The organism is Sulfurospirillum sp. E15m, assembly GCF_059415145.1.
The window spans coordinates 115,532-141,305 of sequence record NZ_JCAHZS010000008.1 but is presented as its reverse complement, the minus strand read 5'-3'; the positions used below and the strand labels follow the sequence as shown (position 1 = coordinate 141,305).

At 42.0% G+C, this 25,774-nt stretch carries 26 protein-coding genes and 1 pseudogene; 16 read left to right on the top strand and 11 right to left on the bottom strand.

The window, feature by feature from the left end:
• Window positions 1-431 precede the first annotated feature (431 nt).
• The 9 genes and pseudogenes from AC5SLP_RS11505 (at window position 432) to AC5SLP_RS11465 (ending at window position 10,148) form a co-directional block, all read left to right on the top strand.
• Window positions 432-1,091, top strand: coding sequence for a Crp/Fnr family transcriptional regulator (locus tag AC5SLP_RS11505; protein ID WP_495255296.1), 660 nt, complete (start codon window positions 432-434; stop codon window positions 1,089-1,091).
• 68 nt (window positions 1,092-1,159) lie between these two features.
• Window positions 1,160-2,434: a TolC family protein gene (locus tag AC5SLP_RS11500; RefSeq protein ID WP_495255295.1), complete on the top strand. Its 1,275-nt coding sequence runs from the start codon at window positions 1,160-1,162 to the stop codon at window positions 2,432-2,434.
• Window positions 2,431-3,579 (top strand): efflux RND transporter periplasmic adaptor subunit, encoded by a 1,149-nt coding sequence (locus AC5SLP_RS11495; protein WP_495255294.1) that lies wholly within the window; start codon window positions 2,431-2,433, stop codon window positions 3,577-3,579. The genes AC5SLP_RS11500 and AC5SLP_RS11495 overlap by 4 nt, the downstream gene beginning before the upstream one ends.
• On the top strand, window positions 3,576-4,712 hold the full coding sequence (locus AC5SLP_RS11490; RefSeq protein WP_495255293.1) for an ABC transporter permease: 1,137 nt from the start codon (window positions 3,576-3,578) through the stop codon (window positions 4,710-4,712). The genes AC5SLP_RS11495 and AC5SLP_RS11490 overlap by 4 nt, the downstream gene beginning before the upstream one ends.
• 4 nt (window positions 4,713-4,716) lie before the next feature.
• Window positions 4,717-5,427 carry an ABC transporter ATP-binding protein gene (locus AC5SLP_RS11485; protein WP_495255292.1) on the top strand — a complete coding sequence of 237 codons (711 nt, stop codon included), beginning with the start codon at window positions 4,717-4,719 and terminating at the stop codon, window positions 5,425-5,427.
• A gap of 143 nt (window positions 5,428-5,570) precedes the next feature.
• Window positions 5,571-6,266 carry a tRNA-uridine aminocarboxypropyltransferase gene (locus AC5SLP_RS11480; protein ID WP_495255291.1) on the top strand — a complete coding sequence of 232 codons (696 nt, stop codon included), beginning with the start codon at window positions 5,571-5,573 and terminating at the stop codon, window positions 6,264-6,266.
• A gap of 643 nt (window positions 6,267-6,909) precedes the next feature.
• A pseudogene (locus AC5SLP_RS11475) lies at window positions 6,910-7,452 on the top strand (methyl-accepting chemotaxis protein); the annotation flags it as partial.
• A 128-nt stretch (window positions 7,453-7,580) separates the two neighbouring features.
• Entirely contained in the window at window positions 7,581-8,657 is a 1,077-nt protein-coding gene (locus tag AC5SLP_RS11470) for a glycoside hydrolase family 3 protein (RefSeq protein ID WP_495255316.1), read from the top strand.
• 258 nt (window positions 8,658-8,915) lie between these two features.
• Window positions 8,916-10,148 (top strand): dicarboxylate/amino acid:cation symporter, encoded by a 1,233-nt coding sequence (locus AC5SLP_RS11465; RefSeq protein WP_495255290.1) that lies wholly within the window; start codon window positions 8,916-8,918, stop codon window positions 10,146-10,148.
• Between the two features lie 60 nt (window positions 10,149-10,208).
• Here the strand turns inward: AC5SLP_RS11465 and AC5SLP_RS11460 are convergent, their stop codons facing one another.
• Window positions 10,209-10,706: a hypothetical protein gene (locus tag AC5SLP_RS11460; protein WP_495255289.1), complete on the bottom strand. Its 498-nt coding sequence runs from the start codon at window positions 10,704-10,706 to the stop codon at window positions 10,209-10,211.
• A gap of 128 nt (window positions 10,707-10,834) precedes the next feature.
• Here AC5SLP_RS11460 and AC5SLP_RS11455 point away from each other — a divergent pair, with 128 nt between their 5' ends.
• Window positions 10,835-11,233 (top strand): PaaI family thioesterase, encoded by a 399-nt coding sequence (locus AC5SLP_RS11455; RefSeq protein ID WP_495255288.1) that lies wholly within the window; start codon window positions 10,835-10,837, stop codon window positions 11,231-11,233.
• 16 nt (window positions 11,234-11,249) lie between these two features.
• Here AC5SLP_RS11455 and AC5SLP_RS11450 read toward each other — a convergent pair whose 3' ends face one another.
• The 3 genes from AC5SLP_RS11450 to AC5SLP_RS11440 all read right to left on the bottom strand — a co-directional run bounded on the left by AC5SLP_RS11450 (window position 11,250) and on the right by AC5SLP_RS11440 (window position 13,124).
• Complete coding sequence (locus AC5SLP_RS11450) at window positions 11,250-11,921, bottom strand: CatB-related O-acetyltransferase (protein ID WP_495255287.1); 672 nt, start codon at window positions 11,919-11,921, stop codon at window positions 11,250-11,252.
• Between the two features lie 9 nt (window positions 11,922-11,930).
• Complete coding sequence (locus AC5SLP_RS11445) at window positions 11,931-12,344, bottom strand: MarR family winged helix-turn-helix transcriptional regulator (protein ID WP_495255286.1); 414 nt, start codon at window positions 12,342-12,344, stop codon at window positions 11,931-11,933.
• Between the two features lie 150 nt (window positions 12,345-12,494).
• Window positions 12,495-13,124, bottom strand: coding sequence for a LysE family translocator (locus tag AC5SLP_RS11440; protein ID WP_495255285.1), 630 nt, complete (start codon window positions 13,122-13,124; stop codon window positions 12,495-12,497).
• Between the two features lie 135 nt (window positions 13,125-13,259).
• On the opposite strand from AC5SLP_RS11440, the gene AC5SLP_RS11435 reads away from it, so the two are divergent.
• Window positions 13,260-13,925, top strand: coding sequence for a nitroreductase (locus tag AC5SLP_RS11435; RefSeq protein WP_495255284.1), 666 nt, complete (start codon window positions 13,260-13,262; stop codon window positions 13,923-13,925).
• 37 nt (window positions 13,926-13,962) lie between these two features.
• Here the strand turns inward: AC5SLP_RS11435 and AC5SLP_RS11430 are convergent, their stop codons facing one another.
• Window positions 13,963-14,193, bottom strand: a complete 231-nt coding sequence (locus AC5SLP_RS11430; RefSeq protein ID WP_495255283.1) for an SHOCT domain-containing protein — start codon at window positions 14,191-14,193, stop codon at window positions 13,963-13,965.
• Between the two features lie 158 nt (window positions 14,194-14,351).
• Between AC5SLP_RS11430 and AC5SLP_RS11425 the strand changes: the two genes are divergently transcribed.
• From AC5SLP_RS11425 to AC5SLP_RS11410, 4 genes are all read left to right on the top strand, one after another.
• Window positions 14,352-14,807, top strand: coding sequence for a YccF domain-containing protein (locus tag AC5SLP_RS11425; protein ID WP_495255282.1), 456 nt, complete (start codon window positions 14,352-14,354; stop codon window positions 14,805-14,807).
• Between the two features lie 102 nt (window positions 14,808-14,909).
• Complete coding sequence (locus AC5SLP_RS11420; RefSeq protein WP_495255281.1) at window positions 14,910-15,830, top strand: sensor domain-containing diguanylate cyclase; 921 nt, start codon at window positions 14,910-14,912, stop codon at window positions 15,828-15,830.
• 83 nt (window positions 15,831-15,913) lie between these two features.
• Window positions 15,914-16,417, top strand: coding sequence for an NADPH-dependent FMN reductase (locus tag AC5SLP_RS11415; protein ID WP_495255280.1), 504 nt, complete (start codon window positions 15,914-15,916; stop codon window positions 16,415-16,417).
• Between the two features lie 82 nt (window positions 16,418-16,499).
• A complete protein-coding gene (locus tag AC5SLP_RS11410) occupies window positions 16,500-17,027 on the top strand; it encodes a GrpB family protein (RefSeq protein ID WP_495255279.1) in 528 nt (175 codons plus the stop codon).
• A 60-nt stretch (window positions 17,028-17,087) separates the two neighbouring features.
• Here AC5SLP_RS11410 and AC5SLP_RS11405 read toward each other — a convergent pair whose 3' ends face one another.
• Window positions 17,088-18,086, bottom strand: coding sequence for an LLM class flavin-dependent oxidoreductase (locus AC5SLP_RS11405; RefSeq protein WP_495255278.1), 999 nt, complete (start codon window positions 18,084-18,086; stop codon window positions 17,088-17,090).
• A gap of 175 nt (window positions 18,087-18,261) precedes the next feature.
• On the opposite strand from AC5SLP_RS11405, the gene AC5SLP_RS11400 reads away from it, so the two are divergent.
• Window positions 18,262-18,600, top strand: coding sequence for a DUF3465 domain-containing protein (locus tag AC5SLP_RS11400; protein ID WP_495255277.1), 339 nt, complete (start codon window positions 18,262-18,264; stop codon window positions 18,598-18,600).
• A gap of 82 nt (window positions 18,601-18,682) precedes the next feature.
• On the opposite strand, the gene AC5SLP_RS11395 is transcribed toward AC5SLP_RS11400, so the two are convergent.
• The 5 genes from AC5SLP_RS11395 to AC5SLP_RS11375 form a co-directional block, all read right to left on the bottom strand.
• Window positions 18,683-19,660 (bottom strand): SPM autocatalytic domain-containing protein, encoded by a 978-nt coding sequence (locus tag AC5SLP_RS11395; RefSeq protein WP_495255276.1) that lies wholly within the window; start codon window positions 19,658-19,660, stop codon window positions 18,683-18,685.
• 80 nt (window positions 19,661-19,740) lie between these two features.
• Window positions 19,741-20,451, bottom strand: coding sequence for a sulfite exporter TauE/SafE family protein (locus AC5SLP_RS11390; RefSeq protein WP_495255275.1), 711 nt, complete (start codon window positions 20,449-20,451; stop codon window positions 19,741-19,743).
• Between the two features lie 80 nt (window positions 20,452-20,531).
• Window positions 20,532-23,606 (bottom strand): efflux RND transporter permease subunit, encoded by a 3,075-nt coding sequence (locus AC5SLP_RS11385; protein WP_495255274.1) that lies wholly within the window; start codon window positions 23,604-23,606, stop codon window positions 20,532-20,534.
• Entirely contained in the window at window positions 23,603-24,586 is a 984-nt protein-coding gene (locus tag AC5SLP_RS11380; RefSeq protein WP_495255273.1) for an efflux RND transporter periplasmic adaptor subunit, read from the bottom strand. Before AC5SLP_RS11380 ends, AC5SLP_RS11385 begins: the two co-directional genes overlap by 4 nt.
• Window positions 24,586-25,773, bottom strand: coding sequence for a TolC family protein (locus AC5SLP_RS11375; RefSeq protein WP_495255272.1), 1,188 nt, complete (start codon window positions 25,771-25,773; stop codon window positions 24,586-24,588). The genes AC5SLP_RS11380 and AC5SLP_RS11375 overlap by 1 nt, the downstream gene beginning before the upstream one ends.
• Between the last annotated feature and the right edge of the window lies 1 nt (window position 25,774).

The following is a 25,774-nucleotide window of genomic DNA, read 5'->3' as shown; positions in this document are numbered from 1 at the left end:
GAAGTATAGGAGCAATGTACTTAAAATTCCCTTACAGTATTTTAAGTAAGTAATAGTAAAAAATATTTAAAATGTGAGATGTGTTCTTAAAAGAATGGCATAAAACACGATAGCGAGTGCTAGAGAGACTTTGTTTGTCTCTCTAGGAAGGGTTGAATGACTACGCTTTTTTTGCCTTTTTCTCTTCACGTTTCTCTTTTAACGACTTCTCAGGTTTCTTCTTGACTTCTTTTTTGACATCTTTACCTTTTGCCATGCTTTCTCCTTTTTGAAGTGGGTTAATACGTTTAAAATTGTATAGGAGTTAGGCTTAAAAGGAATAACAAAGCTTACACAAAAAAATTCTATAGCATAAATCTTGATATCTATCAAGGACATGCCCTATTTTTTATTATATATTTTTAAAAATTCATCGTCAAAAAAGAATTACAATGATAAAAATTGAAAATCTTCCTTATTTCTCGCATCTCAACTCCACTGAACTTAAAAAAATAAAAAATTGTTGCACACTGAAAAAATATACATCTAATGATATACTCTTTTACGAAGGTGAAACGCCAAAATATCTCTATATCCTTTTAAAAGGTATGCTCAAAGTGTATCAAACAACTGCCAAGGCGAACCATGTTTTCATTCTTTTTTTTACACAACCCGGTGAAATTATTGGAGATTACGCTCTGTATGCCAAGAGCCCTTATCCTAATACCGCACAATTTGTAACAGAAGGGGAAGTGCTTAAAATAAATTTTTTCCCTATCCAAAAAGAGATGCTCAACAATTCTATCTTAAACCTCCATGTCATCCAATCTCTCATAAAAAAACAGAGAGTTTTTTTAAATGTCATCCATAATGAAATTATTACCAATACAGAAGCGAAAGTTATAAAATTTTTACTCGATAATAAGCACCTTGTTCAAACACTCAAACAAATTGAAATAGCTTCTATCCTCAATACAACGCCTGAAACACTCTCACGCATGCTTTCAAAATTGAAATCTTTAGGATTTATTCATATTGACAAAAAGCACATCATAACTTTACAAAAAAAAGAAGCTCTTCAAACTTATTATCGTACTACTGTGCAAAATTGATTCATATCAAGTCAAGGGAAAATGGCGTGGTGTACAATGCTTTAGAGTAAAATATAGGAGTATTTATAATGACACTACTGCGAACCGTTATTTTCATCCTTTTAGCACTGCAAACACTGTTTGCAAAAACACTTTCATTGCAAGAAGCTATTGACGCTACACTCTTATCGCACCCTGATGCTAAACTCGCGCTGTATCAATTAAATATGGCTTACGAAACGCTAGGTATCACCAAAGCAGCCACGTATCCAGAGCTGAGTGCTAATGCAGAATATTATCCTACAAAAACACTCGTTTCGCAAAATAATGGCAGTTTTATAACACGAGATCATTTTTCAACGCATTTAGATGTGACGATGACGTATACATTATGGGATTTTGGACGTACACAAAAACGCATTGATGCGGCACAGCAAGATGCAGAGTCTGCCGTAGCACTGAATGAAGATGCCAAAGCATTACTGGGTGAAAAAGTCTGGCAAGCATACTATTCATTAGCATACCTCCAACGTGTGAACACCGCCAATGCCCTCTCCCTTGCCTTTTACCAAGCACTGTACGATCAATCGCGTCAAATGAAAAATGTAGGCTTGAAAACCGAAGCCGATAGCGAACGCTTTTATGCTTCTTTGTTGGACGCCAAAGATTTATTGGAAACCAGTCGCAATGAAGAACGCAAATACATCCATTTACTGAGTGTATTAACAGGCCTTTTGGAACAGGACATTATCATTGAAGATGATTTTACCGCATTTTCACGCACCACTTTACCTTCTTTTTCCGATACACAATGGCGAGTCATGCTCAAAGAACATAACGCTGAGCTTGAAGCATTGAGCGCTAAAATTAAACAAAGTCACGCATTATACGAGTCATCAAAAGCAGAAAGCTATGGAACTATCATTTCTGCAGGTTCTATAGGCAGCGATACCTCCATCTCTTCTTACTCAAGCAATCAAATTGGCATCAAAGCCTCCATCCCTCTTCTAACAGGAGGAAGAATTTCGCATCAAATCGAAAAAGATAGAGTTGGTATCTTAGTCTCAGAAGAGGCACTGCGAGCGCGCGAATTAACACTGTGGCAAGAGTTGTATGAAGCTATTTTAGATACCAAACGTTTGGATGCGACCATTGAAGCCAAATACATGGCAGCACGCGCACTAGCCAAAACCGTTGCCATTGCCCAAGGTCGTTATAAAGAGGGATTAGCCACCTACATTGAAGTGCTTGAAGCTCAACGCGCTTACGACAATGCTACCATTGCGCAAAGTGCTGCTATGTTGCAAAAGATAGCCTCTTTAGCACATATCAAAAGACTTATTCCTAAAGGAGTTTCCCTATGAACAGGGCATCCATGATGAAAAACACATTGATTTTAGCCGTAATAATGGCTATCGGAAGCTTTTTTTATTTCAAAGTTTATGTGCCGAAAATCACCTTTGCTTCGATCTCACCCATCATCCAAGATGTCAATGAAACAGCTTTTGGAGTCGGAACGGTTGAAGCAAAAGAGACGATTGTATTAGCGCCTAAAACAACGGCTAAAGTGCTCTCATTGTTTGCCGATCAAGGTGAAACGGTGACAAAAGGAAAGCTTCTAGCGATAATGGACCCTTCGGATCTGCTCGCATCCAAAGAAGAGGCTTCGATGGCAATGAAAAAGAGTCAAATGTCGCTTTTTTCGCAACAAAGTCTTTTGAAAGATTTGGAAGCCAAATATCATTTAGCCCACACGACACTGACACGTTACCAACACCTTATCTCAGAAGGGTTTGTGGCACAAGCTGAGTTAGATGCGGCGTTTTCAGCCGAACAAAGTGCTAAGGCTCAAGTGGAAAATGCAACGTGGCAAGTGAACCTTATGCAGGCCGATATCGCACGAAATGAAGCTCTTGTGAAAAGCAATAACGCCAAAATTGAGGATCTTGCGCTCAAAGCTCCGGAAAATATGGTAGTTCTTTCGCGTGATGCCGAAGTGGGAAGCACGGTTCTTGCGGGCTCACCTGTATTTAGGCTGATCAATCCATCTTCCATTTGGGTTAAAATCTATATCAATGAACGCCAAAGCGGCGCTTTACATGTAGGGGAATCTGCATCCATTACCTTGCGTTCTCATCCTTCAACGCCCTATAGTGGGCATATCGCTCGCATTGGACTGGAGAGTGATAGAACCACCGAAGAGAGAGAAGTCGACATTGCGTTTGATCAGCCACCGCAACCTCTTTATGTGGGAGAACGCGCGGAAGCTGCGATTTCACTGGCGCAGCATACACATGCGTTAACGCTTCCGCTCTTAACACTAACAACACACCAAGGTATCAAAGGTGTTTGGCTTGCCAAGCAAGGGCATGCGCATTTTCAACCACTGACGTTTCACTCTATCAGTGCCGATGGGCTTATGATCGTCAAGGAAGGCGTAACAGATAAAGACACCATTCTTATACCCGCAGGGCGCGATATCACTGAGGGTATGCGGATTCGATTATGATCAGTTTAGCACAACGAGACATTGCCCATTCTCTGGGTAAATTTCTCACAACATCTGCTGGCATTGGGATGCTTTTAGGGGTTGTTTTAATTATGATTGGGGTGTATCGAGGATTGGTGGATGATGCCAATATTTTACTCAAAGATACCCAAGCCAATTTATGGATTGTGCAACAAGACACGCTAGGACCTTTTGCTGAGAATTCACGCCTGCATGAAGATATGAAATACCAAATGAAAGCCTTTGCTGGAGTCAAAGATGTTTCAGCGATCACCTTTCAAAATCTTCAACTCTACCGCAACAATCAGCCTATCAGAGTTTTTGCTATGGGGTACGATGTTGGCTCTTTTTACACGCCTCATCTTCTCATCGAAGGAAGACCGATTCTTGCGAATCATTTTGAAATGATTGTTGATAAAAAAACAGGCTTTAAACTGCATGATGAGATTGTGATTGGAAGAGATATATTTCACGTTGTAGGCATTACGAAAGATTCCGTCTCTTCCAGCGGCGATTTGATGGTCTATTTTTCGCTTCCCGATGCACAAAAACTCCAATTTTTATCGAGCAATGAACAAATTCGCAATGACCGTGCCAGAGGCAATAAAACAACCGACACCACAACCATCAATGCCATCATTGCGACCGTGGAAGAAGGAGCTGATCTGAAAGCAATCGCGCAAGAAATCGAACGATGGAAACATGTTAAAGTATTTACCCAAGAAGAACAATCCTCGCTCCTCACCAAAAACCTCATCGAACGCTCTGCCAAGCAGATCGGTATGTTTACCGTCATTTTATTGCTCGTAGCTTCCGTGATTATCTCACTCATTATTTACACCATGACCATGAGCAAACTCAAAGAAATCGCCATTTTGAAGCTCATCGGTGCTTCAAATGCGGTGATTATTAAGATGATTGTGCAACAATCGGTTCTTTTAGGCATCTTATCATTCATTGCAGGAACTATTTTCTCACACAGCTTGATGGATTTATTTCCAAAACGCACTATTTTGATGAGTGCTGATGCGCTCAGTCTTTTGGTGATTGTCATCATCGTGAGTATCCTAGGGTCTCTTTTTGGCGTGCGCTCCGCACTCAAAATCGATCCTGCCAGCGCTATTGGAGGCTAAGAAAATGCCATCATCACATTCAAGTGTCATTAAAGTAGAACAGCTTTCAAAAACCTATGGGAAAGGCGAAAATGCTGTTAGGGCGATTAAAGCGTGTTCGTTTGAAATTTTCAGAGGAGAAACCGTTGCGCTTTTGGGACCAAGTGGGTCGGGAAAGACAACACTCATCACCATGATAGGGTGCATCACAGAGCCCACGCAAGGGAAGTTATATCTAGATGGTGAACTGATTTTTGATCAACAGTGGTGCATCAGCGATACACGAAAATTACGACGTGAAAAAATTGGTTTTATCTTTCAATCGCACAATCTCATCCCCTTTTTAAATGTCGAAGAGAACATAACGCTCGTTCCACTGATGAACAAAACCAATCCCAAAGAAGCGACTTTGAAGGCAAAAGAGCTGTTGGATTATTTGGGGGTGGGGAACAAACTCACCGCTATGCCCTCACAACTTTCAGGCGGGCAAAGTCAAAGAGTCGCCATTGCTAGATCCTTAGCCAATAACCCAAAAATCATTTTAGCCGATGAGCCAACAGCCGCCTTGGACGCTGAACGTGCCCTCTCAGTCATGCAGTTACTTAAGAAACTTGCCACCGAACAAGACGTTGCCATCTTGGTCGTCACGCATGATGAACGAATGATTCCGTTATTTGACAGAATTATTCGTGTGAATGATGGATATGTGAGCGAAGATACCCAGAAAATGTCCTAATATTTTTGACTCTGTGCTCTTTTTGATCATTTTTTTATTTTACATGTTTGAGGAATGAAATCAAGGACAACAGTAACTGAGCTTTATCTTTACTAGACTTCTCCCGTTTTTTAGTATAATCCCCCATTATATTAAGGTAGACGATGCGAACAATGTACGGCGATAGAGCGAAATGTTACCACTGTTATAGACCTAAAAGTTCGTGTATATGTAGCCACATTCGCCCTATTGAGACACAGACAAAATTTATCATTTTGATGCACCCAAAAGAGTTTAAAAAGACCAAAAATGGCACGGGGCATCTCACGCACCTTTCACTTCCAAACTCTGAACTGTTTATGGGCATCGACTTTAGTGACAATGCGCGCATCAATGAGATTATCGCAACGCATGAGAGTTTCATTCTCTATCCTTCTAAGCATGCTATCAACCTCAGCCACCAAAATCCGCTTGAGAAAACCCCTTTACATGTAAAAAAACCGATGGCGATTTTTCTCATTGATTCAACATGGGCATGTTCACTAAAAATGATGCGGGAGAGTAAAAATCTGCATGCGCTTGCTCATATTAGTTTTGACGCCACGAAGCGTTCTGAATTTAAAATCAAAGAGCAACCTTTAGAGTATTGCCTCTCAACCATCGAATCCACGCTCACCGTGTTAGAATTGCTAACGAAGTGGCGCATTGAGATGATTTCACATGAAAAGCTGGCGTCTTTTCTCACCCCTTTTCATGCGATGATTGACTATCAACTGCGCTGTATTGAAAGCGCTTCTAACCAAGCGAAATGTTTTAAAGAGAGTATTGGAATTGATACATATCAATGCAATAAATTTTAAATAGGACTATATTTCTCTTAAATAAATTATTTGAGAGGACTTTATGAAATCACTTTTTTTTCGAATGCGTACCATTCATATCGTTGCATTTTTACTACTACCCATCAACGCTTTCTTTTTTACGGAGAGTGTTATTGGCGCAACCATTCAATACATTTTAGCGGCTATTTTAATCATTCATGATATTGATGAGAAAAAATGGGGTGTCGATGTCAGTCGAAAGATTAACACATCGCTTGCTTCAATGGACTTGACGAAAGAAATTTCCATCGATACCAGTTTTAGCTCTGAATCTTCTAGCATGTTGCAATCCGTTATTTATTTTAAAAATAAAATTAAAACTGCCATCATCGGCTTTCAAGAACATTCAAAATCGCACGATGAAATTTCATCAAAACTACAAAACATCGCTTTATTTTTAAATTCGCAAACCAAAAAGCAACAAGTTATTTTAAATGAAAGTATCAAAAATGTGACGACCATGAACACCGTGTTTGGAAACATCAGCGCAACAGCGCAACAAAGCCGTGATGAGATGCAACAAATTGGTACTTATCTAGGCGATACACAAAAAAACATTATCGATTTGGGCGCAAAAATAAAGATTAGTGTGGAAAAAGAGACCACTTTAGTTAATGAACTCAATCAGTTGAGCAATGAAGCCAAACAGACAAAAGAGGTGCTTTCCATCATTGATGATATTGCCGATCAAACAAATTTGCTTGCACTAAATGCTGCCATAGAAGCAGCACGTGCTGGCGAACATGGTAGGGGATTTGCCGTTGTTGCCGATGAAGTACGTAATCTTGCCGAAAAAACACAAAAAAGCTTAGAAGAGATTAATCGTACTATTTCAGGCATTGTTGAGTCTATTCATACGATTAGTACGCGAATGGAACACAATGCCAAAGAAGTTTATGACTTACAAACGGTCTCTTTGGATGCCAATACGGTCATTGATAAATTGATTCTAGTATCGGATAAAAATATAATGTTATCCAATCATATTGCGCAACAATCAGAAGCGATAGACAGTGAAACAAAAGAAGTGATGGCATCTTCAAAACAAATAGAAGCTATTTTCCATGAAAATTCATTGCAAACGGAAGAAATCAACACCATTGCAACGGTTCTCAATAGTTGGGGAATGGAGCTTCGTGAAAAATTGAACGAATTTAAAATTTAATATGCAATGATGAGAAAATCGTAATCGATGCGGATTTTCTCATCGCTTTCCCTCCGAGCTGATTTAAGCCTCAAAAATCCTAACTGCGCTATAATTTTTGAAAAACCAAAGGATGCTTTTTGAAAAAAATGGTCTCTTTTTTGTTCGTTTTTCTCCTTTGCTCTCTTTCACTTCACGCGATGCCAAGCGATGCTACGTTAAAAAAAATGATAGGTCATATGCTTTTTATTGGCTTTGATGATGCGGCGATTGATGCTCAAAGTACCATCGTCAAAGAACTTCAAACGTATGAATTAGGCGGTGTTATTTTATTTGACCGATTTTATGGAGAGAGTTCGCATATCAAAAATATCAGCTCACCCGCACAATTACACGAACTCACCAAACAACTCAAACGCTACGCAAAAAGTCCTTTACTCATTGCCATCGACCAAGAAGGAGGCAAAGTCGCACGGCTCAAAGCACGCGATGGATTTGAAGAATTTCCCTCCGCAACCGCTCTTTCTAAAACATCGCCTGAACACGCCAAAGAGGTTTACACGCAAATGGCGCGTATGCTAAAAGAAGAAGGTATCACCTGCGACTTTGCTCCCGTGGTGGATTTAGCACTCAATGCTGACAATCAAGTCATTTTCAAATTAGAACGCTCGTATGGAAAAGAGAGCCAACGTGTCGCCATGTACGCCAATGTCTTTATGGAAGCCTTGCATCAACAAGGCATTATTTCCGTGCTTAAACACTTTCCGGGGCATGGGTCATCGTTGGGTGATTCTCACTTAGGCTTTGTCGATGTCACGCGGACGTGGAGTGAAAAAGAGTTGGAGCCTTATACGCAATTGATTGCGACCAATCGTGTCAAAATGATCATGTCTGCCCATGTTTTCAACGCCAAACTCGACCCAACGTACCCAGCAACCCTCTCCTATGCGACCAATACCAAATTGTTGCGAAAAACGATGCATTACCAAGGTGTGCTCATCAGTGACGATTTGCAGATGGAAGCTATCCATAATTATTATACGCTTCAAGACACGCTTACGCTTGCGATTAATTCCGGCATCGATATGCTCCTTTTTGGAAATCAACTCTCACACACTAACACGGAGGAAATTATTGAGGCGATTTTTCTGCAAGTCAAAAAGGGGGTTATTTCATTTGAACGCATTCAAGAAGCCAACGAGCGCATCAAAAAATTGACGCATTAAATCTAATTTTTATCTCACTTTCGTTATAACTTCACGTTTGTTTAAAAAAAATTATTTCTTTTTCTTAAGAAAATTTTATGAGAGTGCACACTTATTGTGTAAAAAATATACATCAAAATTTTCGTTACCGTGTAATTTGTATCAAAAATACGCACCTTACATTTTTTTGACATACGCAAAGAGTACATTTTTCAAAAAAGTCTCTTTGAGGTCACTTTGGGCTTTTAGAATAGATTTATCTTATAATAAGGAATACAAATGATTTTATGGTGGAAACACTTGGCGCTTTGGAAAAAGATATTTATCGGTCTTTGTTTAGGTCTGGTAATGGGTCTTTTATTTAAAGATGCCGCACTGATGCTTAAACCTCTTGGGACACTCTTTATCAATCTTATTAAAATGTTGATTGTGCCTCTTATTTTTGTAACACTCGTTACAGGTATCACGTCGATGGAAGACATTAGCAAAATGCGTCGCGTGGGTATCAAAACATTTGCGATTTATCTTGTAACGACTGCGATTGCTGTTGCAATTGGTTTGGCGTTTGGTATTGTGTTTGAACCAGGTTCGGGCGTTTCGCTAGAACATGCGAGTGCCATTGCGGCGAAAAAAGCACCACCGCTTATCGACACGCTTCTCGCACTCATTCCGACCAACCCCGTCGCAAGTCTTAACAAAGGCGATATTCTTCAAATCATCGTTTTTGCGGTTATTTTAGGTATTTCCATTAACCTCGCAGGCGAAAAAGGCAAACCCGTTGCCGCATTTTTTGAGTCATTTTCAGAGACGATGTTCAAAATGACGGAGCTTGTTATCCGTTTTGCACCGATTGGTGTTTTCGGTTTGATGGCATGGGTAAGTGCGTCTTACGGTGTCGATGTTTTGATGAGCCTTGCAAAAGTTATTCTTTGTGTGTATGCAGCGTGTTTGGTTCATATGGCATTTACCATGGGCGGGGGTATCACGTTCTTAGCAAAACTGAGTCCTATTAAATTTTTTAAAGGTATTCTCTCTGCGCAAAGCGTTGCGTTTACCACAACAAGTAGTTCAGGAACCTTGCCCGTAACAACTAGCAACGTCATCCACAACCTTGGTGTTTCCAAACCGATTGCTAGCTTCGTGCTTCCATTAGGCGCGACCATTAATATGGACGGAACGGCGATTTACCAAGGGGTATGTGCTATGTTTGTAGCTCAAGCGTTTGGTGTTGATCTTAGTTTTGCAAACTATATGACCATTATCTTAACCGCAACCTTAGCATCTATCGGTACGGCAGGCGTTCCTGGTGCTGGACTTATCATGCTTTCTTTGGTACTCACTTCGGTGAATCTGCCGTTAGAAGGAATTGCGATTATCGCAGGAATCGATAGAATCTTAGATATGGCGCGTACCACCGTTAATATCACGGGTGATGCGATGGCATCGGTCTTGGTCGCTAAAAGTGAAGGCGAGTTGGACGAGAGCATCTACAACCACACCCCTATCGAATAATTGACACATCATTTTACATGTAAGGATTTTTCCTTACATGTAAATGTGAAAACACTCTTTCTAAAACACAAATTTTTTCGCGTTAGGCATCACAAGAAAATAACCAGCTGCCGCTAAAATCATCAGATTGATCAGTGTCGAAAAATCAAGCGTCACTAAAAAAACGATAACGCCCAAAATCGAAATAGCGTTAAAGATACTCATATGGATAAACATCACATTCGCATACGCTTTTCTAAAAGCATTGAACGCATCATCTGTAGTCTCAAACGTCTGCGTTGCAATGTTTTGAACCAACTTTGCATAAGAAGATTTGAAGTGAATAATGCCAAACGCTAAGAGCAAAAATGCCACGCCATACACAAAAATAATCGCGTCAATTCCCATGAAAAACGGCGTGTGTAAAAATGCAGGCGTGCGTGGGGCTTTAAAATTTCCTTGCGTCATAATCATATAGCACACCATCATATAAACACCTAACGAACTGAGCATCGTCACCCAAACAATCATCAAAGTATTCAGGCTTTTCTTCGCATCGGAAGAGAGTGTTTTATTCATCATTGTCCCTTTTGAGTAATATTTTAAAGTCAATTATACATAAATGCTTTGGGTTTTACATGTAAAGTTCATGTGAAACTTTTCCAAGATGCTATAATCGCAACATACGTTACATGTAAAGGGATTTTATGCAAGCATTACAACACTTTTTTGAAGAACATGACCGATTTGCGAAACTTTTGGGATTTAGGGTTGAAGCGTTTGAAAAAGGCTCGGCGACGGTCAGTGCCGTCATTAAAGAAGAGCACCTCAATGCGGCGAATGTCGTGCATGGAGGGTTTTTATTTTCTTTAGCCGATTATGCGTTTGCCCTAGCATCCAACTCGCACAACATCCTCTCACTCTCCATCAGTTCCAACATACTCTTTCAAAAAGCCAAGCCTAGCGGTACGCTTTTCGCGTACGCCAAAGAGCTGAGTGACGGAAAGAAAATCGCCACGTATGAGGTGCGCATTTGTGATGAGAAAGAAAACACCATCGCAACTTTTACGGGGACAGTGTATCGCAAAGAGGTGAGCGTTCTTTAGCCTTTACATGTAAAACTTAGCGGCCTTCGCCAAGGCGCTCTAACGCATCAATATCATTCCCCGTGATCACATCTCTGTGGTCTTCGATGGTTTGAATCGGCCAGTTCCACCATTGAATTTTCAACAATCGCTTGATGGTCTCGCCATCAAATCGTTTTTTAACCATCCGTGCGGGATTGCCTGCCACGATGGTGTAAGGCTCAACGTCATGGGTGACAACGGATTTTGCACCGATGATAGCGCCATCGCCGATGGTAACACCTGGCATAATGGTTGCATCAAGTCCTATCCAAATATCGTTGCCAATCATCATATCGCCTCTGTTTTTCGATGCTTCAAACATGGAGACAATCTCTTCGCTGGTTGTTTGAGAGGTCATCCTAAAATTGGCAAAAGGGTAGGTCGAAAAACCGCTCATTGCGTGGTTTGCCGAACTGGTGATGAAGCGCACACCATGCGCAATTTGAACAAATTTACCGATGATAAGACGGTCCAAACTCAAAGGAAACAGATACGGAGCTAAAAAACTCGCATAGTCTTCCAACACATCAAAATTGTGATAATAGGTAAATTCGCCCACGCTGATGCGCGGATGGTTGATCACTTCTTTGAGATGAACAACCTGCTTGATTTCAGTGCCATCGGGCATACTCATCGGATATTTTTTCGTACTATTTAGTAAATACATGGCTCTTCCTTAACGTATTTTGGCGATAATAGCTAAAAACTGCTCCATACTTTTTGTGTCTAAAGCGCTCAAAAAAGTCTTCGCAGATTCTTGTACACTTTGCGTGGCATTGGTAAACAGCTCAAAACCCGCAGGGGTTAGCTTCACCAAACTCACACGGGCATCGCGCGCATTTTGCTCTTTCTCCACGATGTTTAACTTCTCCATAGGATTTAAAAGCCTCGTGATTCCCGATGCGCTCATGTTTGTATTTTCCGCTAAATCAATTCTTCGCATAGCATTATTGGTGGATTGTGATAACTCGTACATCACTAAATATTCGGAAAACGATATACCATGCAGACTTAAACATCTGTCCATCATTTTTGCTATTTTTGCATAGGCTGAAGATAATCCGAGGATAAATTCAAAGGTTTGATTCATTGCATTTCCTTGCTATATATTTGAGTTAGCAAGTATATAGCAAATACTTTCCTCTGTCAAGAGCACTAAAAGCACCAAAGGTGCGCGGGCACTCTGCCGAAGAGGACTCAGCGTTAGCGTAGCTTTGGGAGCTTTGCTTTAAAAGTGTGTCTACCCAAACGCCAACCAGATGCCCACACCTATCATCAGTGTGCCTGCGACACGGTTCATGAGTTTGACATTGTCACTTTTTTGTAAAAACTTTCTGAGCGTATTGCCACCGCTTGCATAGAGGACAAGACAGATAAATTCCAGACTTAAAATAATCACCAACAGCACAGAAACTTGAGGAATAAGTGGGCGCGCTTGGTTGATAAAGGGCGGTAAGAGTGCGATAAAAAACGCCCAACCTTTTGGATTGGCAATGGCGGTGATGAAGCCTTGAAACGCTAAAGCACGATTGGAGATACTCACAGAGCATTCGGTTTTTGACAGCGCCATTTTGCCGCGATTGAGCCACATTTGAATGCCAAGATAGCCCAAATACGTTCCACCGACATACTTAAAAATTGTAAAAACATCGGGATGATTGACCATAATTGCCGCAACTCCAATGACCGAAGAGAGTGCCACGATACCAACACCCACAAGCTCTCCTGCCATCATGGCAAAAGTGCGCTTTAAACCGATGCTCATGCCAAGGCTCATTGCAAGTGTCATGCACATGCCCGGTGTCACCGAAACAAAGAAAAAAGTCGGAAGAAAAATCGCCATAATGGAAAAATCGATTGCAGATAGCACGGGTACATCCTTTCATCAAAAAAAGAATTATAGCCCATGTTTTCTTTCTAAAGAAGAGACGTTAATGTTAGGGATTTTATTTAATTTTACAAAAGTTTCGTACAATAAGACATCAATTTACACAAAAGGCAGTCTATGAAGGTATCAGAAGCACTTAAAGAGCGAAAATCCACACGCGCTTTTTTAAAAAAAGAGGTTCCACAAGCACTCATTCAATCCATACTCGACGATGCCAAACATGCACCCTCAGGTGTTAATATGCAACCGTGGCACGTGTGTGTTGTGAGTGGAGAGAAAAAGTGTACCCTTCAAAATTGCATTATTGAAGCATTTGAACAGGGACAGAAAGAAGTCATGGACTACGCTTACTATCCATCCACATGGGAAGAGCCTTATAAAAGCAGGCGTAAAGAGACAGGACTTTTGATGTACTCCACACTGGGCATTAGCAAAGAAGACAAAGAGAGACAAAAAGAACAATGGAAGCTCAACTACCGCGCATTTGACGCTCCTGTGGTGCTCTTCTTTTTTATCGATGCAAGTTTAGAAAAAGGCTCGTATTTGGATTATGGGATGTTTTTGCAATCGGTGATGCTCAGTGCCGCGGAAAAAGGGCTTGCTACCTGCCCGCAAGCTGCGTTGGCAGAGTACCCAAGCATCGTGAAAAAAGCTCTAGACATTAAACCAAATATGCTTTTACTCTGCGGCATAGCTTTGGGCTACGAAGATAAAGAAGCCCTCATTAATTCCTACCGAACACCTCGCATCGCACTTGAAGAGTTCGTAATGTTTTACATGTAATTATTTACATGTAAAACGCTTCAGAAATTACTCTGCGTTAAGAGAGCTTTTGTTTGATTTTTTCAAACGTCTCCTCGTCGATTTCGCCTCGTGCGAAGCGTTTGCGCGCAATGTCCAATGCTTCATCTTCTTTGTCTTTAGAGCGATGATGATGGCAGGAGCTGCAACCGCGCATCATCATAAAAAAAATGAATACCAACAAAAGAGGAAAAATAAATACCCACGGCATGAAAAAACCATGCCCAAACATCCAGTCGTGCACATACATAAAATGCTCCTTGGGATTTGATACACTCATTGTAGTACTTCTGCATAAATGAAATGTTAATTGCGCACGTCATATGTCATTTTCTAATGAATCCTAACGATTCGATACGTCTTTCACAGATTTTGAAGTACAATATGCAAAAAATAAAAGGCAAATGCATGCGATTACTTGGCAATATCATCTGGTTTCTTTTCGGCGGTGTTTTTATGGGGCTGGCATGGTGGTTTTTTGGACTCATCGCTCTTTTTAGCATCGTTGGAATTCCGTGGGCAAAAGCCTGCTTTGTCATCGGACAATTTACCTTTTTCCCGTTTGGCAAAGAAGCCATTAGCCGTAAAGCACTGCATCAAAAAGAGGACATCGGCACGGGAACTTGGGGATTTGTCGGCAATGTCATCTGGTTTATTTTCGCAGGATTTTGGCTGGCGATTGGACACATTCTCTCCGCGTTTGCGTGTGCTATCACCATCATCGGTATTCCTTTTGCGATTCAGCACCTTAAACTCATCGGCATTTCTTTAGCACCCATTGGCATGACGATTGTCGATAAAGATGTTGCGAATGTGCTTTATCAAAAAGAGGCAGAAGCGTTTGTGCAACGGTCACAAAAATAATACATTAATCAAAAATATCTTATGATTAATCACAAAATGTTATGACTTTTGAGCACATCATTGACACATTCATCACTTTAAACAGAGAAAAAGGACACCTACTTGATTGAATCCTACGCTTTTTTAAAAGCTATTTTAGATTCTGTTACCGAACAAATGGCCGTTATTGACGAAGATGGGGTCATTGTATTTGTTAATCAAAGTTGGATTTCCTTTGGAGTAGAGCATCATGGGGCACGCAGGCATTGGGAAAATGTCAATTACCTTGAGGTCTGCGACAAAGCTGCTGCCGCAGGGGATGTATTTAGCCGCAAAGCCACCAAAGGCATTCGTAAAGTCATCAAGGCTGAAAAAAGCCTTTTTTATTTTGAATACCCTTGTACAATTGACAAGCAAAAACTCTGGTTTATGATGCGGGTCACGCCTTTAACGATTCAAGAGAAACATTATTTTGTCATTTCACACCAAAATATCACCCAACGCAAACGAGCCGAAGAGAAAGTGCTTCGTCTTTCCAAAATAGACAGCCTCACCAAACTTCCAAATCATCGCTATTTTAATCAATTCCTCAAATCCTCTTTGAAGCAGTGTTCTCGGTTAAATACGCCGCTAACGCTTGCCATTATTGACATCGACTACTTCAAATGCGTCAATGACACGTTTGGTCATCTCAAAGGCGATGAGTACCTTGCAAAAATCGGCGCCGTGATAAAAAACGTTGCCAAAAGACCAAGCGATTTGAGTTCACGTTACGGTGGCGAGGAGTTTGCCATCATTCTTGGAAACACACCGCTTGAGCCTGCCATTGTCCTCATGAACACGCTTTTAAAGACGATTCAAATGCTCAACATTCCCAATCCACACTCGCTCATCATGCCCGTTGTTACGGCCAGCATCGGGCTTATCACCCTTTATCCCCATGCGCAAACCACAGAACACGAACTCATTAAAAAAGCCGATGACCTGCTCTACCAAGCCAAAAATAACGGACGAAATCAGCTCGCTTACCGTGAAGATAAATAGAAAAAAACACCTCTTTTATTCTTGACTTCCCTACTCAGTCAGTACTATAATGAACACTATTTTGTCTTCAATAAGGATTGAGTATGTATTTGATATTTGTTGCAAGTTTACATGAAAATATGAAGTTAGCCCGCACCATCGCGCAAAACTTAGAAACAATGGGACACAAAAGTGAAATAATCAATTTAGTTGATTTGAACATAACGCTCTACGACACTTTAAAAGAGGCCAATGAAGGCATTCCAAGCAAAATCACCCAGCTTGCAGAACAGATGAAAAATGCCTCAGGCTACATCGTCGTAGCACCTGAGTACAACTACTCCATTCCCCCAGTTTTGACCAATGTCATCGCATGGTTATCCAGAAATGGTGAGAGTTTTAGAGAGCTTTTCACGCTCAAATGCGTCCAACTCGCCACCCACTCAGGAAGCGGCGGTAACGATGTCTGCAACGCTATGCGAACACAATTCTCCAAACTCGGAGCCATCGTCGCCCCTAGAGAAATTCTCGCAACCTATGATAAAAAAGTCGAAGAGGGAAGCTTGAAAAGAATTTTGACGCAATTTGTGACGATTTCGCAAAAATAGCCATCATTGTGTGTTTACATGTAAAGAGACAAATCGCATATGTCCGATTGTCTCTACACTTTATAGGGAGTCATTACCGCCTATGGAAATTTTAAACTATCAAAAAATTGAAGCGAGTTTCAACCCTTGGTCACCGCGCTATTGTGACGTGGCTAAGCGCTTGATTGATTTTATTCAGACTGAACAATTTGAGGTCATTCATATAGGCTCCACCTCCTTTAAAGTTGGCGGCAAGGGGATTATTGATCTATCGGTTTTATACAAAAACAACGATTTAAACGAGGTAGTTGAACATCTACGACACCTTGGATTTCAAGACCAAATCAGTGAAAAACCGTTCCCCAAAGAGCGCCCACGCAAAGATGCAACCGTGAGGGAGGATGGCATCGAGTACTGCGTGCATGTTCATGTGATTCAAAACGGAAGCGAAGAACATCAAAAGCAGTTAGACTATAAAAACTACATGCTAGATAATCCCGCAGCACGAGAGGCATATGAAGCATCGAAAAAAGCGATTCTCGCCAACGGTTTTACCGACCAAGAATCCTACGGCAAACAAAAATCACCTTACGTAAAATCCATTTTAAACGCGATGAATGCGTCAAAATAGAGTTTTACATGTAAAGCTTTTAGGTTAAAGATTGTAAGAAACTATTTAAAGTAGCCTATCTCACTCAAACCAAACCTTCGAAATCAAATCATATGAGTTGATTTTATCTTCTGGATTATAAATCATCGAGTGTATCATCACTTCATTGGCACCTGTTCTCTCTATCAGGCTTTCTAGTTTTTCTTTCACAAAGGCTGGCGTTCCCCAGATGGACTCTCTGGTTTTATGGCGTATGCTCTTTTCTTCCCACTCTTTCCATAAACTATTCATATCATGCGTTGGTTTGCATAACTTGGCATTATCGCCACGTTGAAGGTGCAGGAACTTTTGAAGTTCACTGGTCGCTAGGTAGTGAGCTTGTTCCGTTGTTTCAGCACAAACGACATTGATGCAGATGATGATATAAGGCTCTTGTAATGAAGACGAGGGTTTAAAATTATCACGGTAAAGCCTGATGGCATCTTCCATATCACCCGGTGCGAAGTGTGAGGCAAAGGCAAAAGGCAAGCCTTTGTGTGCGGCTAATTGCGCGCTAAAGGTGCTTGAACCCAGCAACCAGATGGGTATGTCAAGCCCATAACCCGGCACCGCTTTGATGCCTTTTGCGCCTGCTTGGTTTGATAAATAGTATTGTAACTCTTCAAGCATCCTAGGAAAATCCGAGCCATCATTGTTGGGGTCGCGTCTAAGCGCTAGCATGGTCTGTCTATCGGTCCCCGGCGCTCTTCCTAAACCCAAATCGATTCTATTGGGGTACAAAGATTCTAGCGTTCCAAATTGTTCAGCAATCACGAGTGGCGCATGGTTGGGGAGCATAATTCCGCCAGAGCCTATCCGAATCGTTTGCGTGTGTGCGCCGATGTAACTGAGTACGACCGATGTCGCGGCGCTGGCGATTCCGCTAAAATTGTGATGCTCTGCGACCCAATAACGACTATACCCAAACGCTTCAACCGCTTGGGCGAGTTTAGTGCTATTGGCGATGGCTTGTGCGATGGTAAAGCCCTCTCCCACGGGAATTAAATCTAAAACCGATAAAGGTACTTTTTTAGAGTTCATGTTTCTCTCCAGTTCAAAGCAAGTTCTGTCACTATAATCAAATAAAATTAGAGTAACATTACCCAAAAACCTAACGTTTGAAATTTCAGCTCTTTTAGTACCTATTCTTTTATTGACGCTTTGCTACAATGCTTTTTCACTAAAAATCTTTACATGTAAAAGGTAAACATACCGTATGAAAACCGTTTTATGCTTCATCTTCCTAACGCTCGAACTCTTCGCAGGCACGCCTATGTGCGACTCGGGCAAAGTCATCAAACTTCTAAGCGACGACAACGTAGGCAATCGCCATCAGCGTTTCATCGTCAAACTATCTTCAGGCAAAACGCTCTTAATCACCCATAACATCGACATCGCTCCTAAAGTGACGCCGTTACAAGAAGGTGGAGTTATAAAGTTTTGTGGGGATTTAGAAACCAATGACAAAGGCGGCGTCATTCACTGGACACACCACGACCCACACAATCGCCATGTCGGTGGGTTTTTGGAGTATAACGGCAAAAGGTATGAGTAAAAAAATACGGGCTACTTCACATAGTTTTTTGATTCAAACTTTTTTACATGTAAAACTATAAAAGTAGCCCATCAACGCACCTCTACACTTTCGCTAAAGCTTCGACAATAGGCTCTTGAACGCCATGTTTAGCAAAATCAATCTGAGAAATCGTGCCAACATCTCCTGATTCAAACAGAAAAATACCACTTTGTCGCAGTGAGCCTAGACTCTCATTGGCATCGTTTTTAAACGTAAAGGGTGAACTTTGAGCGCCCAGATATATCGCACCGATTCCCACTTCGCCTAAGCCTATCAGCTCATGATTGCTCCAGATGCGAAGCCCGTCAAAGATAGGGTCATTTTCATCAATCCACTGGTTGCCATCGATGTCGTATTGACTCAAGTCTTTAAAACCATTGCCGCTTTGTGTCCCAAATAGCTCGCTGCCATCGTCGATTTGACCGTTATGATTTTTATCGAGTGCTAAAAAACCGCTGTTTTTAGCAAGGCATGAGATTTGGTCACTCTTTCCATCGCAATCAATGTCAAAGGAAAATGTTGCATCGCTAAGCTCAGGCAGATTGCCCTCAAAGTTGATCACAAGCGGGTCTATCATCATCGTCTCTTTTGTCATGGTTTTGGAGTAAAAAGAGCGCTGCATCGTTACATCAAGGTTTATGTCTATACTTCTACCATCTTGGGTTTTAACGCATCCTTTCGTTTGCATCGATAAACTTTCTTCTTCTTGGTAAGTGGATTCGTACGTTACTTCGGCAAATTTCAACACACGAAATTGGTTTGAGGATTGATTTACATGTAAAGATTGGTCTTCGCACATGTTTTGCACGGTACTGGAAGATTTTTCTTGCGTACCGTTTAACATAGCGAGCAACATTTGAATCAGCATAAATTTTATACGCCGAATCCAATCAACTTCACTCAGAGAATTTGAATCGTCTTGAAGGGTCGCTTCGCTTGAAGAAAGCGACGCTAACGCTTCATCGAAGGTATCTGTCTTTTCATAAGAGAACTCATGCGCTGTTGCATACGTGATGCTGTGCGATTCGATTTTCATCATGCACCTCCTAAACAGAAGTGAAAGCAAAAACTATTCTTACCCTGAAGGTTTTAAAAGGTACTAGGGAGTAAATTCGTCCGTTAAAAAATCCCCACAATCGATTTAATCGCCATTGCGGTGAGTAGGTATTTCAAAATCAACACCAATTTCTTACCGTCGATAACATTACGAAATTTCGTGCCCACGTAGGAGCCTAAAATCGAGCCTGCGATCATGCTCAAAATCAACACCAGATACTCCGAAAAAACAAATCCAAAGTAGAGAAATACGAGCGCTTTTAAGGCGTGTGTGATGCTCATAAGCACCGCTGATGTGACGACCACTTTGTCTCTGTCTTCAAAATCTTTAAGCAGTTTGGTAAGGGCTAATGGTCCCGTTGAGCCTACGATGACGGAGAGTCCTGATTGGAAAAATCCGATGACATAATAGTTTTCGTATTTTTTGATTTTTTCGTTAAAGCTTTGCGACCACAACGAGAGCAAAATGTACACTCCGATAAAAAGCGGTATCCATTTTAACGTTAAAAGATGAAGGATCAGTGCAAAAGCGCCGACACCGACTAACGAGCCCATAAAAAATTTCGGCACGACGCTCCATTGAATATCGCGGTGCCCAAAATAGGCACGAGAGGCATTACTGGCGATTTGGGTAAATCCATGCACGGGAATCATCGCATTCACAGGCAAAAAAGAGGGCAAGATAGCAATTAACATTAACCCGCCACCGATGCCTGTTATCGCCGTGATGATGGAAGCAAAAAAGCTGATGATGCTTAAAATAAGTTCGTCCATAAATCGCACTTTCTCAAAAATTAAACGATTATACACCAAATGGTATCGCTTCCAATAAAGGTTTACATGTAAACACTTTTTCAGTCCACTTTTTTCTGCACCATATAGTAAATCACAGGAATGATGAGAAGCGTTAAAACCGCAGAACTGACCACACCACCGATCATCGGGGCGGCGATGCGTTGCATCACTTCGCTTCCTACACCGTTTAGGTACATGATGGGTAAAAGTCCGCCGAGGATGGCGAAAACGGTCATCAGTTTGGGGCGCACGCGCATCACCGCACCTTCAAAAATGGCGTGTTTGACATTTTCACGTGTATGCTCTTTGACATGTAAAAGCGCCTCTTCAAGGTAGATGATCATGACTATCGCCGTTTCTACCGCAACACCAATGAGTGCTAAAAAGCCGACCACGACAGCGATGGAGAGGTTGAAATTGAGGTAATTAAGATATAACACGCCGCCCACTGCCGCAAACGGTAGGGTTAAAAAGACGATTACCGCATTTTTGATTTTGCCTAGCCCTAGGAAAATGAGCACAAAAGTGATGACAAGCGTGATTGGCACGATGTAAGAGAGCCTCTCCATCGCACTTTCTAGGTATTCGCTCTCGCCTGCCCATGTAAAGTAAAATCCCGTCGGCAGTTGCACGGACTTGAGCAGTTCCGTTGCTTCCTTTTTATACGTTCGTGAGCTGTAACCCTCTTTGAGCGTGATATAGATGAACGTCACTTTCTTGCCCATTTCAGATTTGAGCACGCTTGGACTGACGTCGTAGCTGAGTTTCGCAACGTTTTTGAGCGGTTGGAAGCCGTACGCCGTTTTTATCGGCAGTTCGCTAATGACACTTAAATCTTTACGGTCTTCTTGCTCAAGGCGTAATGAAATCGGATAACGCTCAATCCCATCAAAATAGGTACTCACTTTCGCCCCACCCATCGCGCTGTCGATAAACTGCAACACCTCATCTTTGCTGAGTCCATACTCGGCCAGTTTGGTTTGATCTAGGTTAATGTTGAGAAAATAGCCCGCATTGGATTTATCGGCAAAAACACTTTTGGTCGCGCCAAACCCTTGTAAAACTTGCTCGATTTTCTTGGCATAGAGTTCAAGGTCTTTGTTATTGTCTCCGTACAGTTTGATGCCCACAGGTGTACGAATGCCAGTCAGCAACATATCAATGCGCCCACGAATCGGGTACGTCCATGAGTTCACAAGCCCCATGACCTGAAGTTTGTCTTCCATCTCGTTTAACAAACTCTCATACGTCACACCTTCTCGCCATTGCTCTTTTGGTTTAAACTGGATGATGGTTTCTATCATCGAAAGCGGCGCGGGGTCAGTCGCACTATCTGCGCGTCCCGCTTTACCAAAGACCGTTTCAACCTCAGGAAAACTTTTAATCACTTCATTGGTTTTTTGCGTGTACGCCTTTGCTAAGTCGATGCTAATGCCATAGGGTGTCACGGGCATATACATAAACGTCTGCTCATTAAGAGGCGGCATAAATTCCCATTTTTGATGGGTAAACACGTAACCGCCATAAACCATGATGAGCGCAAATAGCACTAAAGCGACATAGCGAAAACGGATAAACACGCTCAAAAGTGGCTGATAGAGCCAAATAAAAAAGCGATTGAGCGGATTTTTATGTTCACTCACGATACCACCTTTGATAAAAAAGAGCATCAAAATAGGCACAAGCGTTATGGAAAGCACCGCGCCGATGAGCATCGCAAAGGTTTTGGTAAAGGCAAGCGGCTTAAACAGTGCGCCCTCTTGTCCGCTGAGCGCAAAAATCGGCAAGAAACTCACGACGATTAAGATGAGGGCAAAAAAGATAGGACGCCCGACTTGTTTGGATGAAGCGATGATGATTTCGTTGCGTTTAGCAGGGGTGAGATGCTCTTCATGCAGAAGCTTTTTGTGCACGTTTTCAATCATCACGATACACGCATCAACCATCGCACCAATGGCAATAGCAATGCCACCCAAACTCATGATGTTGGACTCCAACCCAAAAAGTTTCATACACAAAAACGTCAGCGCAATAGTCAGCGGTAAAACGATGATAACGATGAGCGCACTTCTAAAATGAAGCAAAAAGAGCATCACCACGGCTAAAACCACGATGCTCTCTTCTAGGAGTGTGTGTTCCAAATTGCCGATGGCTTTGGTGATAAGATCGCTTCTATCGTACGTCGTGACCACTTCCACATCGTTTACATGTAAAGAAGCCAGCTTCTCTTTGACCGCTTGAATGACCTTGTAAGCGTTCTCTTTGTAGCGCACGACAACAACGCCGCCCACCACTTCACCTTCACCATTGAGTTCAGCCAAACCGTTGCGGTAACTTGGCACGATGCGTACATCGCCGATGTCTTTAATGGTGAGCGGAATGCCATTTGTCGTTTGGAGAGCAATAGCGCCGATTTCTTCTAAAGAACTCACAAATCCTTTGGCTTGGATGATGTTTTCATACCCGTTTTCCAACAGCACTCTCCCACCCAAATCGCGGTTATTGGAAGAAAGTGCTTTACTTATTTGCGCGACACTAAGGTTGTACTTTACCAGTGCGTCTTTGTGCAAGGTAATTTCGTAGTTTTTCACATAGCCGCCCACACTCGCCACTTCACTCACACCATCGACTCCCAAAAGTGCGTAGCGGTAGAGGTAGTCTTGAATGCTTCTAAGCTCTTCTAAACTTCTATTTTTGGACTTGAGCGCATACTCAAACACCCAACCGATACCTGTCGCGTCAGGTCCTAACTTGATACTTGCGCCTTGAGGAACATTTTTAGACACGGAAGCGATGACTTCGCTCACCCGATCTCTTGCCCAGTACATGTCGGTGTCATCGTTAAAGATGATGTACACGATGGCATTTTCATACGAACTAAACGCCCGAACCGTCTTGGCTTTAGCCACCGAGAGCAAAGAGTTGGAAAGCTCGTAAATCACTTGATCTTCGATGATTTTTGGCGATTGCCCCGGGTACTTGACATTGACGATGACTTGCGGTGGTGTCAGGTCTGGCAACGCATCTAAGGGAGTGTTTTTAATCGCCCAAATGGAGACCAACGATGCAATGACAATACCCAAGATAACCAGAAATTTGTTCCTGACACTGGCATTGATAATGGCGTCTATCATTGGAGTGCTCCGTTGATTTGCGCGTCACTATCAAACATAAACAACGCACTCGCAACCACTTCGTCACCCTCTTTTACACCACTCTCAACCTCAAAGGTATCGTTTGATAATCGCTTTGCGATCACCTCTTTTTGCTCGTACTCGCCCTCAAATTCGCCTTTGGCAAAAACAAAGTGTTGGCTTCCTTTGGTCAGCACCGCACTTTTTGGAAGGCTAAGGTACTCTTTTTTCATGCCGCTAAAACGCACTCTCGCAAACGCGTTGATGGGAAGTTCTAACGCAGTGTTCTCAACTAAAAGACGTACTTCAACGCTTTTGGTTTTGGCATCGACACTGGGGTAAATGTAATCGACTTTCGCCTTATAAGGCTTTGGGGTAATGTCAAAAAAGAGCTCGGCATTTTTCGTGTTTTTCACAAACGCGACATCTTTTTCATACACGCTTACCATCATCCACAAATTGCTATAATCGCTCAGCTCATAGAGCCTACTTCCTTTAGGCGCAAACGAGCCTTGGTTGATCTTCTTTTGTGTGATATACCCGCTATATGGCGCATACGTCGTGATCTGCTCAGGGGTGTTTTTATCGGTCATAATTTTATGAATAACTCCCTCGTCCACGCCCAAAAGTTTGAGCTTTTGCGCGATGCTCTCAATCATCCCTTTGTTGTTGATGCGAAGCGCTCCGAGTAACTCTTGCTCCGCGGTGTACACTTCAGGAGAATACGCACGAAACAACGGCTCGCCTTTTTTGACATAGGAGAGCATTTTATTGGCATAGATGTCACCAACAAAGGCATCATAACGAAGCACCACATCACGTGTAGTCTCTTCGTTGGGTTTGGTGTAACCGTAAAAATCCTTGTACTCGCCATCAACGACTTTGGTGACTTTGATGGTTTTGACATTGAAAAGCTGTTTGGCACTGAGCGGCGAAAGACTCAGCATCACCACACACAAAAATAAAAAAAGTCGTTTCATTACAGCTCTCCTAATAGATAGTTGATTTTTAAACATGAAAGGTCGTAGCCTAGCATCAAAGCGTTGATTTTAAGTTCCGTGTCAAGCGACGTGGTAAGATTGCTCAGCAATTTCACAAGCGCATCGTTTTGACTAAATGCGGTAGAGAGAATATTGTCGTAAATACGTCGGTTCTCGTCCAAAATCCCTTGGTTAAGGCTGATTTTCTCCGACTGAAGCTCTTTGTTCAAAAGTTCATCTTGCAAGTCAAAAATGAGCTTGTTTTGTAGCGCATTTTCACTCTGTTCAGTAGCATTTTGCGTCAATTCCGCTTTGCGAATCGAGAGGTTTTCACGCCCGTAAATCGGCAATGGAATGGAAAAAGAGAGATACCACATATCGTCCCTGCTCTCACGGTGATTGTACCCAAGGGCGACGGTCACATCGGGAATTTTTTGCGCTTTTTCATAGTGGAGATTGTTCAGCTCTTTTTGTGTTTGGATTTTTTGAAGCAAGAGTTTTGGGTTGCGCTCTTTGAGGGTTGCTTCTTCATTGCTTTTGGTATAAGGAAGCCGTGCTAAATCAAGCTTTGCACTCTCGTTCACAGGCGTATTGACAATGCTCTCAAGTTTGTGCAACACCGAGCCTTTTTCGCGCACTAAACTCTTTTGCAAAATGGCGATATTTTTCTCCAAAATGGTGTTGGAGAGCGTTTGATTGTAGTGGGCACTCACGGTACTGCTATACGCTAAGTGCGCCGCTTTTAAATCGGTCAATACTTTTTCATACCGCGCCAATGTCTGCATGTCCGCATCAATGCGCCCTAAAGTGTACTGCAAACTCATCACCGTGTTGGTGATGTCCAGTTTTTTATCTTGAATTTCAAGGCTTTTGACTGCGACATTTTGCTGTGCGATGGAGGCTTTGATGTCGAGCTTTGAACTTGTCGGTATTTTTTGGGAAAGCTCTAAGAATTCATTTTGGGTTCCCGTGTCACGTTTAAGAGGCTTATCAAAGAAAATATCTTTTGCTCCAATGCCAAGCCTTGGATTTTCCCATACTTTGCTCAAATCAACCTCTTGCATGAGCGCTGATTTTTGCTCTTCAAGCGCCTTTAAATCATAATTATTTTTAAGAGCAAGCTCACTGAGTGAACTCGCTCCTAGAGCGTAACTCGCAATAGCTACGCCTAGAATGAGCGATTTCATA